The following is a 12,825-nucleotide window of genomic DNA, read 5'->3' on the forward strand; positions in this document are numbered from 1 at the left end:
AAAACTAGCAGCTGCAGCTTTTGTCCGACTCTTCGTTAACCGGCGTCGGGTAATCGTTGTCGAAGCAGGCGAGGCACATGCCGCGGTTGTACGCGCCGTCGTTGCCGCCCACGGAATCGACGAATCCGTCGTCGCTTAAGAAGGATAACGAGTCCGCGTTGATTTCCTGACGGATTTCCTCGACCGTGCGGTACGATGCGATGAGCTCCTTGCGGTCCGGCGTGTCGATGCCGTAGTAGCAAGGATTTTTGAACGGCGGCGATGTGATGCGCACATGCACCTCCGTCGCTCCCGCCTCACGAAGCAGGTTGACGATTCGGCGCGACGTCGTGCCGCGCACGATGGAATCGTCGATCATGACGACGCGTTTGCCTTCGACGACCTTGCGGACGGCGGACAGCTTCATCTTGACGCCCTTCTCCCGCAGCTCCTGCGAAGGCTGGATGAACGTCCGGCCCGTGTATTTGTTTTTGATCAAACCAAGCTCGTACGGAATGCCCGTCTGCTCGGCGAAGCCGATCGCGGCGGAGATGCTGGAGTCCGGCACGCCGGTCACGACATCCGCGTCGACGAACGATTCGATGGCAAGCTGGCGGCCCATCCGCTTGCGTGCGGAGTGGATGTTGATGCCGTTAATGTCGCTGTCCGGGCGGGCGAAATAAATATATTCCATCGCGCAAGTCGCACGGCGTTCGATCTTCGCGTACCGGTCCGTGCGCATGCCGTTCACGTCGAGCACGAGCAGCTCGCCCGGCTGCACGTCGCGCACGTACTCCGCGCCGATCGTCTCGAACGCGCAGGTCTCGGAGGAAAACACATAGGCATCTCCCAGTCGTGCCATCGCGAGCGGACGCAAGCCGTTCGGATCCGATGCGACGATCAGCTTGTCGTTCGTCATGATCAGGAACGCGAAGCCGCCAACGATACGCTGGAGCGCTTCCTTGGCAGCCGTCTCGAAGTCCTTCGGCGAACGCGCGATCAAGTGAGCGATGACTTCCGTATCGCTCGACGTCTGGAAGATGGAGCCGCTCAGCTCGAGTTCGCGCCGGATTTCCGGCGCGTTCACGATATTGCCATTCGTCGCCACGGCAAGATCGCCATCGCGGTAACGGAAGATAAGCGGCTGCGCGTTCCCCAGCTGGCTCGCGCCTGACGTGGAGTAACGAACGTGGCCGATCGAGCGATCGCCGGCCAGCATGTCCAGCTTGTCTTTGTCGAACACTTCCTTCACAAGTCCCATTCCGCGATGATAGTTGAACCGGTTGCCGTTGGCCGTATCGACCGTGCAGATGCCGGAACTTTCCTCGCCGCGATGCTGGAGCGCATGAAGGCCGTAATAGGAAAGGCCTGAGGCGTCGGGATGACCGAACACCCCGAATACGCCGCATTCCTCCCGCAATTTATCAAAAATGTCGTCCCGGCCGATACCTTCGTTGTAATGGTCGCCGGTCCAGAGCGCCTGGCCATCTAATGTTGCACCGTCGCGTATCTGGCCGCCGAGTACCGTGCGATTAGGCACGGCGCGTTCATGCGCAGGGCGGTCGATTACTTCATGAGACATGGAATCGCATCCTTCCAAACCTTCTCCAGTTGTTGTACCGGCGCCGAAATGCCGGATTTGCCGTTAATGTTGATGGTCAGGCTGCTTCCCGTTACTTTGCCGATGACGGCGTACTGAACGCCTTGCTCGCTCAGAAGAGCCGTCAGCGCGTCCGCGTTGTCCGGCTTGGCCGACAACAGGATACGCGATTGCGATTCGCTGAACAGCAGGTGATCCGGACGCAGGTCGCTGACGAGTGACACTTCCGCGCCTACTTTGCCGCTGATGCAAGATTCCGCCAGCGCTGCCGCGATGCCGCCTTCCGACAGGTCATGCGCCGAAGCGACAAGGCCTTTCTGAATGGCGCCGAGCACCGCGCCCTGCACGTTTTTCTCCACATCGAGATCGATGACCGGAGGACGTCCCGAAGGCGCGCCGTTCAGCACGTACTGCAGCTCGCTGCCGCCGAACTCCGCCTTCGTCTCGCCGATCAGCACGATCACGTCGCCTTCGGACTTGAAGCCTTGCGTCGTGATATGGTCGACGTCATGCACGAGGCCTACCATGCCGATGACCGGCGTCGGATAGATCGCTCCTTTGGCGTTCTCGTTATACAAGCTGACGTTGCCGCCGATGACCGGCGTATCCAGCTTCACGCAAGCCTCGGACATGCCGTCCGCCGATTTCTCGAGCTGCCAGAACACTTCAGGTTTCTCCGGGCTGCCGAAATTCAAGTTGTCCGTAATGGCCAGCGGCTCAGCGCCGGAGCACACGATATTGCGCGCCGCCTCGGCAACCGCGATCCGTCCGCCCATCTCCGGATCCAGGAACACGTAACGTCCGTTGCAGTCCGTCGTCATGGCCAGCGCCTTGCGCGTACCGTCCACCAGCACGACAGCTGCGTCGGAACCTGGACGAACGGCCGTCGCCGTGCGAACCATGTAGTCATATTGATTGTAGACCCACTCTTTGCTCGCGACCGTAGGGGAAGCCAGCACTTTCTCGAGCGCGCCGTTCAGATCGGTAATTTCGTCGAACGCGGCCGTGTCGATCAATGCGCTCTCGCGGAACGATGCAGGCTCGCTGGACGGTTTGTTGTACACCGGGCACTCGTCGACAAGCGCCTTGACCGGCATGTCGGCCACTTCTTCGCCTTGGTGGAACAAGCGGAGACGTCCGTCATCCGTCACTTTGCCCACTTTCGCGCAAATAATGCCCCAACGGTCGAAAATTTCCTTCGCTTGCGCTTCGTGCTGCGGTTCGATAACGAACAGCATGCGCTCCTGCGACTCGGACAACATCATCTCGTAAGGCGTCATGCCCGTCTCGCGCTGAGGCACCTCGTCCAGGTAGAGCTCCAGGCCGTTGCCCGCTTTGGATGCCATCTCCGCGCTGGAGCACGTGAGGCCCGCTGCGCCCATATCCTGGATTCCGAGCACGATGCCGGAGTTGATCAGCTCGAGCGTCGCTTCCATAACCAGCTTCTCCATGAACGGATCGCCGACTTGGACCGCGGTACGTTTCTCTTCGGACTCCTCGGACAGTTCGACGGACGCGAACGTCGCGCCGTGAATGCCATCGCGTCCCGTTGCCGGGCCGACGTAGAACACCGGGTTGCCGACGCCTTTGGCGACGCCGCGCTGGATTTTGTCATGGTCGATCAGACCGACGCACATCGCGTTGACGAGCGGATTGCCTTCGTAGCTTTCGTCGAACATGACTTCGCCCGCCACCGTCGGAATGCCGATGCAGTTGCCGTAGCCGGCGATGCCGCTGACGACGTTCTCGAACAGGTACTTCACGCGATCGTTGTTCAGGTTGCCGAAGCGCAAGCTGTTCAGCAGCGCAACGGGACGAGCCCCCATGGAGAAAATGTCGCGGATGATGCCGCCGACTCCGGTTGCCGCGCCTTGATACGGCTCGACCGCGGACGGATGGTTATGCGATTCGATCTTGAACACGACGGCTTGGTTGTCGCCGATGTCGACGATGCCCGCGCCTTCGCCGGGTCCCATCAGGACGCGAGGTCCGGTGATCGGGAATTTTCTCAGGATCGGCTTGGAGTTCTTGTAAGAGCAGTGCTCCGACCACATGACGCTGAATACGCCGATCTCCGTGTAGTTGGGCTTGCGGCCGAGGAAGCCGCAAATCAATTCGTATTCATGATCCGTAACGCCGAATTGCGTGTAGATGCGCTGATCCGCGATTTGTTCCGCAGTCGGCTCCTTAGCTGTTAATTGCTGCGCCATGTTGTTCCCTCCATGCATTCAAAATCGATGTAAACATCCGCAACCCGTCTTCCGATCCTAGCAGCTGGTTTACCGCGCGCTCCGGATGCGGCATCATGCCGACGACGTTGCCCGCTTTGTTGCTGATGCCCGCGATATTCTCGATGGAGCCGTTCGGGTTCGTGTCGCCCGCGTAGCGGAACACGATTTGGTTGTTCGCCTTCAGCTCGGCCAGCGTCTCGTCGTCACAGTAGTAGTTTCCTTCGCCGTGGGCGATCGGGATATCGATAATCTCGCCTTGCGAGAATTGGTTCGTGAAAGCCGTATTGCTGTTGACCACTTCAAGAGGCGTGCCGTGGCAGCGGAATTTCAGGCCCGTGTTGCGGATAAGAGCGCCTGGAAGCAAGCCCGCTTCGGTCAGGATTTGGAACCCGTTGCAGATGCCGAGAATGAATTTGCCTTGTTCGGCCGCCTTGTTCACTTCGTTCATGACGTTCGCGAACCGCGCGATCGCTCCGCAGCGCAGGTAGTCGCCGTAGGAGAAGCCGCCGGGCACGAGAATCGCGTCGTAAGCGGACAAATCCGTGGCCGTATGCCAGACGTAATCGACCTGTTCACCGATCGCTTCTACCGCCTTGTAGCAGTCGATGTCGCAGTTGGAACCGGGAAATACGAGAACCGCAAATTTCATCCGATTATCCCTCCAGCTCGAAACGGTAATCTTCGACGACCGTGTTCGCGAGCAGCTTCTCGCACATGACCTTCAGGCGGGCTTCCGCTTCCGCGCGGTCGTTCGTGTCAAGCTCCACCTCGAGATACTTGCCGATGCGCACCTTGCCAACTTCCGCGAATCCCATGGAATGGAGCGCGCCTTGCACGGCCGTTCCCTGCGGGTCCAAAACGTTTTCCTTAATCGTAACGTAGACGGTTGCCTTCATAATAGCCTCCTGAATGTGTGGTTGTTATAGGTTGGTTGACTCGTTTATCTGCAACGGTTGCGACGGAGCTTATTTCTTATAAAAAGATGTTTTTTCTGCTCTAACGGTTGCAGGAGAGCCTATTGGACCAAAATTCGGCGTTTTCGGCGGTAATTCGACCAAATAAGCTTCATGACAACCGTTAGAATTTCAAAGTAACACTTTTGGCATCAATAAGCGCTGTGGTAACCGTTAGCGTTCAAAGCAACTAGCTCAATTCCCCGCCGGTCAAGCGGTGGTAAATTTCGCGGTATCGCGCCGTCGTGGCGGCGACGACCGCTTCCGGCAGCGGGTCCGGCTTGCTGTCGCGGTCCCAATCGGAGCCGAGCAGGTACGTGCGGACCGGCTCCTTGTCCATACTGTCGATCTCCACGTCGTACGCGTAGCTGCCTTCCGACCAGAAGCGCGACGAGTCCGGCGTGAAGATTTCGTCGATGAGGATCACCTTGCCATCGATCAAGCCGAATTCGAATTTGCAGTCGGCTAGAATGATGCCGCGTTCCTGGCAATACTCATGCGCGAAGCGGTACAGCTCCAGGCTGCGGTCGCGCAGCTCTTCTGCCAGCTCCTCGCCGACCAGCTCGGCCATGCGGCCGAACGGGATGTCCTCGTCGTGGCCGACATCGTTTTTCGCCGCCGGCGTGAAGATCGGCTCTGCGAAGTGTTCGTTCTTGCGCAAGCCTTCCGGCAGCTTGATGCCGTTAATCTCGCCCGAGCTTTGGTACTGCCTCCAGCCGCCGCCCGTAATGTAGCCGCGCACGACGCACTCGATGTCGATGCGTTCGGCTTTGCGCGTTACCATGATGCGGTTCTTCAGAAGCTCCGGCGCCGTAACTGCGTCTCCCAACAAATCCACGTCGGTATGCACCACGTGGTTCTCTTGCAACTCTTTCGTCACTTCGAACCAAAAAGCCGACAGCCTGTTCAGCACGTTGCCCTTGTCCGGAACGGCCGGATCAAGCACGTAGTCGAACGCCGAGATCCGGTCCGTGACGACGATGAGGAAGTGTTCGCCCAGATCGTACAGCTCGCGCACCTTTCCTTTGTACACCAACGGCGCTTTCACGTAATCAACGGCCGTGGATAAAGCCTGCGAACTTGCGCTCATTCCAGTCATCCCCTCGTCCCTTAGTTCAAGCCCAGTCGAGCGAAAATCGTATCGACATGCTTCAGATGCCATGCCGGGTTAAAACAATCGTCAATTTCTTCGGAACTTAGCGCGGAAGTAATCTCCGCCGTCTCTTCCACGATGGAGCGGAACTGGCGCTGCTCCTCCCAAGCCTGCATCGCGCGCGGCTGCACCGTGTCGTACGCTTGCTCGCGGCTGAAGCCTTTGTCGATCAGCTTCGTCAAGACGCGGCCGGAGAACGGCACGCCGTAAGTCGCGCTCATGTTGCGTTTCATATTTTCCGGGAATACCGTCAAGTTCTGAATAATGTTGCCCAGACGGTTCAGCATATAGTTAAGCAGCATCGTCGAGTCCGGCAGGATGACGCGCTCGGCCGATGAATGGCTGATGTCGCGCTCATGCCAGAGTGGCACGTTCTCGTAGGCTGTCAGCATGTGTCCGCGGATGACGCGGGACAAGCCGGACATGTTCTCGCAGCCGATCGGGTTGCGCTTGTGCGGCATTGCCGACGAGCCCTTCTGGCCTTTGGCGAACGGCTCCTCCACCTCGCGGAATTCGCTCTTCTGCAAAGCGCGGATTTCCGTGGCGAACTTATCGAGCGACGTCGCGATCAGGGCGATGGTGCCCATGTATTCCGCGTGGCGGTCGCGCTGCAGCGTCTGCGTGGAGATCGGAGCCGCCGTAATGCCGAGCTTGTTGCAGACGAATTCCTCGACGAACGGGTCGATGTTCGCGTACGTGCCGACCGCGCCGGACATTTTGCCGAACTGAACGCCGTTAGAAGCATGTTTGAACCGCTCCAGGTTGCGCTTCATCTCTTCGTACCAAAGCGCCATCTTCAGGCCGAACGTCGTCGGCTCCGCATGTACGCCATGCGTGCGTCCCATCATCGGTGTGTCTTTGTATTGAACGGCTTTCTCGCGCAGAATGCCGATGAATCTCTCGATATCCTTGAGCAAAATTTCGTTCGCCTGGCGGAGCAGATAGCCCAGTGCTGTGTCGACGACGTCCGTGGACGTCAGGCCGTAATGGACCCACTTGCGTTCCGGGCCGACCGTCTCGGATACCGCGCGCGTAAACGCGATGACGTCATGGCGTGTGTCCTGCTCGATTTCGTAAATCCGATCGATGTCGAAGCTCGCGGAAGCGCGAAGCGCCTCGACGTCTTCCTTCGGGATAATGCCAAGCTCGGACCAAGCCTCGCATGCGCAAAGCTCAACCTCCAGCCATGCCTTGAATTTGTTTTCTTCCGTCCAGATGGCTCTCATCTCGGGTCTGCTATAACGCTCTAACATAATGCCTTCACACCTTCCAAATCGTAGTTTCTTTGATCCACTTCAATGCCGCTTCTACATTCGGCGCCAGCACGTTCACATGCCCCATTTTGCGCCCGGTTACAGCATCCTTCTTCCCGTACAAATGCACCTTCGGCGAGGCGCCAGCGGCGATCGCCGCTTCATCCCGCTCCGCAAGCCTATGGAGCAATGGCTCCACATGCTGCCCCAGCACGTTGACCATGACCACGGGGCTCATCAGCGCCGTATCGCCGAGCGGCAGCCCGCAGATCGCCCTGACATGCTGCTCGAACTGCGACGTGCGGCAAGCCTCCATCGTATAGTGGCCGCTGTTGTGCGGACGCGGCGCGAGCTCGTTCACGTACAGCCCGCCTTCCTCCGTCACGAACATCTCGACCGCGATCAGGCCAACGACATTCATCCCTTCCGCGATCCGAAGCGCCAACCTCTCCGCTTCCTCAATGACTTCTTTCCCGATGCGGGCCGGCACGATGGACAGATGCAATATGTTATCGACATGAATATTTTCCGCAGGAGGGAACGCTTTTATTTCCCCTTTGGAGCTTCTTGCCGCGATGACCGATATTTCTTTGGCGAACTTGATGAACTGCTCCAGCACAAGCTGCGTGCCGGCACGGGACAATGTCTCGTAAGCTTCAGGAATTTCGTCCGCGTGGCGGATCACCCATTGGCCTTTCCCGTCGTAGCCGCCCGTTGCGGTCTTCAGCACACAAGGCGTTCCGAACACGGCGACCGCGTTCCGTAACTCGTCCTCGCTGCGAATCTCGCGGTACGGCGCCACCCGGACGCCAGCCGCTTCGATTGCTTCCTTCTCGCGCAGGCGATGCTGCGTCGTGTACAGCAGCTCGCTGCCTTGCGGCACATAAGACTTCTCCATGAGCTTCGCGGCCACGTTCGCGTCGACGTTCTCGAATTCGTACGTGATAACATCCGACGCACCAGCAAGCTCAAGGGCCGCAGCCAAGTCGTCGTAGCCGGCGACGATCTGCCGCGACACTTGTCCCATCGGCGAATCCGGCGTCGGATCGAGCGCAACGAACCGATAGCCCATCGCGCTGCCCGCGTTCGCTAGCATGCGCCCAAGCTGCCCGCCGCCAAGAATGCCGATCGTGCCGCCGGGCAATATCGTCTTGGCCGAGCCAGTACCAGCGGAACCGTTCATCATAACGTATCGCTGCTTTCCAGCACTTCGCGCTTCACGCGTTCGCGCCTAGCCTGAACCCGCTCTTGGATCTCGGGATCGAACGCGCCCAGCATTTGGGCAGCCAGCAATCCCGCGTTTGTCCCTCCCGCGTTGCCGATGGCCACCGTCGCGACCGGAATGCCGCCCGGCATTTGAACGATGGAGAGCAGCGAGTCGAGTCCGCTCAGATTGGACGACTTAACGGGAACGCCAATAACCGGCAGGAGCGTCTTCGACGCGACCATGCCGGGCAGATGCGCGGCGCCTCCGGCCCCCGCGATAATGACCTTCAATCCGCGCTCGGCCGCCGTCTCCGCGTATTCGAACATCAAATCTGGCGTCCGATGCGCCGATACGACTTTTTTCTCGTACGGAATGCCGAGCTCCTCCAGAACGTCGCAAGCCAATTTCATCGTATCCCAGTCCGACTTGCTGCCCATGATGACGCCTACCTTTGCAGACATGCATTCAAACCCACTTTCTCTCAGAGGTTGTTCAAATCATCCAATTTTGATCACGATGTATTTCTAGAAGCCTATTCGACATCGAATCTTGAATTCAGCCGGAACTAAGCGAATGCTTTCGAAGTATGTTTCCTTCGGAAACATTGCAGGTGCTCACGTAGCCTCCAGCTACGCTCCGCTCCTCATTTCCTAGCTTCTTTCAAGCTTCTCGGTGCTGAAAACTGGACGATTTGAACTTTCATTTTTATTAAATTAAAAAAAGCCCTTCAGCGATCATTACCCGATCTGCCGCAGGACCAAAGCCGGAAACGATTCGCCGATCGTTCGGCAAACGCGTTCCCTTTCGAAGAATCGAGGCAGACGTTGCAAGTTGTCCGTCTTAAGACAACACAAGGCTGCCCCTTGCGGGAGCAACCTGACATGCGGCCGAATGACGAGACTATGCGAATTGTCCATGTTTCGTTCGTAAATGGTTTACCAACTGTCGATTCATCTAGCTCGTAGTCCAGAAATTAAGGTTTCCGGGTAGAAACATTCGGGCCTTTCCCGAATATATACGAGTATCCGATTTTATGCTTTCCATACAAGGGACAACCCTATGCCCCGAACCTACTCTAGTTTATCCAATCGATCCTCTACTGTCAACAAAATACGAACATTAACAGACTTCCAATTGCTAAAGTTCGCTTTTTATCTATATTTAGCGTTTAAGTTAACCTCTCTGTCCGATTTCCGCCTTCGAATGTCCGATTTCTTCCATCAATAGATAGACTAGGTACAAGCTGCTCCGAATACATATAGGGATAAGGCATAATCGGTCGTACATGCAGGAGGAGGAGGTTATCGCTTGCAAATCCATACCGTCCAAAAAAACGACACGCTCTGGAAGCTATCTCAAAGCTACGGCGTCCCGCTCGAGCATCTGTTCGTCGCGAACGGCTTGACGAGCCAAAGCGTTCTCGTCATCGGCCAGGCGATCATTATCCCGACGGAACCGGAGCCGACCACACACAAGGTGCTCGTCGGCGAGTCGCTATGGAAGATTAGCCAACGTTACGGCGTCACGATTCAGGAGCTCGCCGCGGCGAACGGCATCCGCAATCCTGCGCTCATCTATCCCGGCCAGCTGCTCAAGATCCCAGCACCGGCGAAGCCGGTTATCGAAGTCAACGCCTACGTCGAACGAATGGGACAGACCGGCGCGACGCTAACGGCGAATGTCGGCGATTACTTGACCTACTTAAGCCCGTTCAGCTACCGCATTCTGGCGAACGGCTCGCTGATACCGCTCGACGACGAAGCCGTCATCGCCGCCGCCTACGAGAAACGGGCGGTTCCGATGATGGTCATCACGAACTTCGAAGGCGATAACTTCAGTCCGGAGATCGCGCATGCCGTCGTGGCGGATGCCGCCATCCAGAACCAGGTCATCGCGAACATCGTCGCGGTCATGCGGCAGAAGCGTTACTTGGCGCTGAACGTGGACCTCGAATACGTTCCGCCCGCGGACCGCGAGCTGTTCAACGTTTTTCTGCAGCGGCTCGTCGACACGCTTCATCCTTACGGCTATCTCGTATCGTCCGCCCTGGCGCCGAAGCTGTCCGCCACGCAGGACGGAGCCTTATACGAAGCGCATGACTACGAGGCGCATGGCCGCATTCTGGATTTCGTCATCCTGATGACCTACGAATGGGGCTGGGCCGGCGGACCGCCACGAGCCGTAGCTCCGCTGAACGAGGTCGTCAAGGTTTTGAACTATGCTCTTACTGTCATTCCCTCGAACAAAATCATCATGGGAATTCCGCTCTATGGGTACGACTGGACGCTGCCTTATATTACGGGAGGACGCTGGGCGCCTTCCGTCAGCTCCCATGCCGCCGTCGAACGCGCGGCCAAGTACGGCGGCGTTATTCAATACGACGAACCTTCCCAAGCTCCTAACTTCCATTATTTCGACGAACAGGGCAAGGAGCATGTCGTTTGGTTCGAGGACGCGCGCAGCATCCAGGCGAAGCTGGACGTCGTGAAGTCGCTTAAGCTTCGCGGCGTCAGCTATTGGGTGCTTGGCGTCGCCTTCCCGCAGAACTGGTTCGTGCTGGGGGAAAATTTCACGATCAAGAAGCTGATCTAGCCCGCCTCAAATTAAAAGTTCAACAACAACTAAAGATGCGAGAACTTGGAGAACATTCGGTTGTAGCGTTCCTCCAGCCCTTTGGACAACAAATGGAAACCGACGATTAAAATCACGTACGCGGCGAGCGGCGAATAGAAGATCCACTCGTTAGCATAAAAGTTCCCCCTCGCCTGTCCGATCAATCCGCCCCATTCGTTCGTGCGGCTGTGGAACTCGACCGGGTCGAAATATTTGGTCGTCCCGCCGACGAATATCCGGAAGAGCGCAAGCTGGCCGAATAACGTCAGCACGAGAATGATCTCCTGCACGGTCAGGATCAAGAAGCTTTCCTTCAGATGGGGGAACAGATGAGAGCGGATAATTTTGCCGCCGCCGGCGCCGAGCGTCTGGGACGCCGTCACGTATTGGCGCTCCCGAAGCACCAGCGTTTTCGCCTTGACCGTCGAGACGATGGACGGAATGCCCACGATCGTCAATACGATCGCCAGCAATAACGACATCATGAACGGCGAAGCGACCGGGTTCATCGTAATTCCGATCATGGACAGCCAGATGACGACGAAGATCGGGATTCCGTTCAGCATGCTCCATACGGAGCTGCCTTCCTCCCGCTTCGCCGCGGGTTTCCCGTAATAGCCGAGCAACATGCCTAGACCGCCGCCGATCGCGACGCGCGCGAGGGCGATCCCCACGGAGAGGAATACCGTATATTTGGCTCCGTACAGCAGCTTCGTCAATATATCGTAGCCGTTTTTGTCCGTGCCTAACGGATAATCGGCGCCAGGCGCGACCGGAGGAGCGATGACGCTGCCGTCGCCTTTCTCGTCGATGACGTATTCGATTTTCACTTGATCCTTCGGATCATGCGGGGCGAGGAGCGGACCGAATAAGGCCGTCAGCAGCATCGCCGCCGTTAGGATAAGTCCCGCTATCAATGTTTTGTTCATCGGAGGAACACCTTCCCTAAGCCGAATAAGAATGCCCGCAGCAAGCCGTAGCCGATGGCGTACAGAACGAGGAACGCGAGCAGCCCGTTCACGACGATATTGTATTGGTAGCCATGATCGAATGCGTTGGAGAAAATAAGCATCGTGATGCCGTTGTTATTGAACAGGTATTCCACGATGAATAAATTGCCCATAATGATGCCCATCAGCTTATGGACATCCCCTTTGACGAATGGAAGCACATTAGGAAGCGCATGAAAAAAAATGATATAAGCTTTGCCGAGACCTCTGGCTTTGGCATTGCCGATGTAGTCCTCCGTAAGCGTCAGCTTCATCTGCATCGCTACGCTTCTGATCATGTAGTTCGCGGGAATGATGATCATCGAGATCAGTGGCAGCACGATTGCCGGATCGTCGTACGTTAACGTGGCAACCTGAAACAGGACAACCCCGGATTCCTTGGCGATCAGCACGATGACGAACTGCAGGATCAGCACCACTACGAAGTCTGGAAGCGAGCCTACAAGATCGACAATCGATTTCAGCCATCCGGCCTTGGACACCGTGAAGTAAATGCCGACGAAAATGCCGATCGTCGTGCCGATCAAAGCTCCAGCCGTTACGTACAGAAACGAAGTCCTGAAGTAATCCCCGATTCTTTCCCAGAACGTATACTCGTTCTTGCCCACGTAGAAGCGGAACGTCTCGCCGTCGCCAATTCCCGCAAAATAGTGTTGGATCGCCTGAACCCCCTGGCTCCAAGCGATTCGGATCGGACCGCCCTCGAAATCGGTTTGGATGACGAGGGGGAGCGCCGCCAGGAGTAAAACGAATAGGATCATGCCCGGTACCATGATCGTTGTTTGCGCCGCTTTCGACATGCCTGGAATTCCCGCCTTTCTGTTTC

11 protein-coding genes and 1 riboswitch are annotated in these 12,825 nt (G+C 57.3%); of the genes, 1 reads left to right on the top strand and 10 read right to left on the bottom strand.

Features of this window, described 5'->3' with window-relative positions; genetic code table 11:
* Positions 1 to 4: 4 nt before the first annotated feature.
* The 8 genes from purF to purE all read right to left on the bottom strand — a co-directional run bounded on the left by purF (position 5) and on the right by purE (position 8,837).
* Entirely contained in the window at positions 5 to 1,561 is a 1,557-nt protein-coding gene (gene purF / locus RB620_RS24215) for an amidophosphoribosyltransferase (protein ID WP_308098892.1), read from the bottom strand.
* Complete coding sequence (purL, locus tag RB620_RS24220) at positions 1,546 to 3,789, bottom strand: phosphoribosylformylglycinamidine synthase subunit PurL (RefSeq protein WP_308098894.1); 2,244 nt, start codon at positions 3,787 to 3,789, stop codon at positions 1,546 to 1,548. The genes purF and purL overlap by 16 nt, the downstream gene beginning before the upstream one ends.
* Entirely contained in the window at positions 3,767 to 4,459 is a 693-nt protein-coding gene (purQ, locus tag RB620_RS24225; RefSeq protein WP_308098895.1) for a phosphoribosylformylglycinamidine synthase subunit PurQ, read from the bottom strand. Before purQ ends, purL begins: the two co-directional genes overlap by 23 nt.
* A 4-nt stretch (positions 4,460 to 4,463) precedes the next feature.
* Positions 4,464 to 4,709: a phosphoribosylformylglycinamidine synthase subunit PurS gene (gene purS, locus RB620_RS24230; protein ID WP_179215887.1), complete on the bottom strand. Its 246-nt coding sequence runs from the start codon at positions 4,707 to 4,709 to the stop codon at positions 4,464 to 4,466.
* A gap of 244 nt (positions 4,710 to 4,953) precedes the next feature.
* Positions 4,954 to 5,853, bottom strand: coding sequence for a phosphoribosylaminoimidazolesuccinocarboxamide synthase (locus RB620_RS24235; RefSeq protein ID WP_308098897.1), 900 nt, complete (start codon positions 5,851 to 5,853; stop codon positions 4,954 to 4,956).
* 20 nt (positions 5,854 to 5,873) lie between these two features.
* A complete protein-coding gene (purB, locus tag RB620_RS24240) occupies positions 5,874 to 7,169 on the bottom strand; it encodes an adenylosuccinate lyase (protein ID WP_308098898.1) in 1,296 nt (431 codons plus the stop codon).
* Between the two features lie 7 nt (positions 7,170 to 7,176).
* Positions 7,177 to 8,352 carry a 5-(carboxyamino)imidazole ribonucleotide synthase gene (gene purK / locus RB620_RS24245; RefSeq protein ID WP_308098965.1) on the bottom strand — a complete coding sequence of 392 codons (1,176 nt, stop codon included), beginning with the start codon at positions 8,350 to 8,352 and terminating at the stop codon, positions 7,177 to 7,179.
* A complete protein-coding gene (gene purE, locus RB620_RS24250) occupies positions 8,352 to 8,837 on the bottom strand; it encodes a 5-(carboxyamino)imidazole ribonucleotide mutase (protein ID WP_308098900.1) in 486 nt (161 codons plus the stop codon). Before purE ends, purK begins: the two co-directional genes overlap by 1 nt.
* A 481-nt stretch (positions 8,838 to 9,318) precedes the next feature.
* Positions 9,319 to 9,417: riboswitch (purine riboswitch) on the bottom strand.
* A gap of 267 nt (positions 9,418 to 9,684) precedes the next feature.
* Here purE and RB620_RS24255 point away from each other — a divergent pair.
* The gene (locus tag RB620_RS24255) at positions 9,685 to 10,968 is read left to right on the top strand and encodes a LysM peptidoglycan-binding domain-containing protein (RefSeq protein WP_308098902.1); all 1,284 of its coding nucleotides are present in this window, start codon (positions 9,685 to 9,687) and stop codon (positions 10,966 to 10,968) included.
* A gap of 29 nt (positions 10,969 to 10,997) precedes the next feature.
* Here RB620_RS24255 and RB620_RS24260 read toward each other — a convergent pair whose 3' ends face one another.
* Both RB620_RS24260 and RB620_RS24265 read right to left on the bottom strand, forming a co-directional pair.
* On the bottom strand, positions 10,998 to 11,918 hold the full coding sequence (locus RB620_RS24260) for an ABC transporter permease (protein WP_308098904.1): 921 nt from the start codon (positions 11,916 to 11,918) through the stop codon (positions 10,998 to 11,000).
* A complete protein-coding gene (locus RB620_RS24265; protein ID WP_308098906.1) occupies positions 11,915 to 12,799 on the bottom strand; it encodes an ABC transporter permease subunit in 885 nt (294 codons plus the stop codon). The genes RB620_RS24260 and RB620_RS24265 overlap by 4 nt, the downstream gene beginning before the upstream one ends.
* Between the last annotated feature and the right edge of the window lie 26 nt (positions 12,800 to 12,825).

Source organism: Paenibacillus sp. LHD-117 (genome assembly GCF_030929555.1).
GTDB lineage: Bacteria > Bacillota > Bacilli > Paenibacillales > Paenibacillaceae > Pristimantibacillus.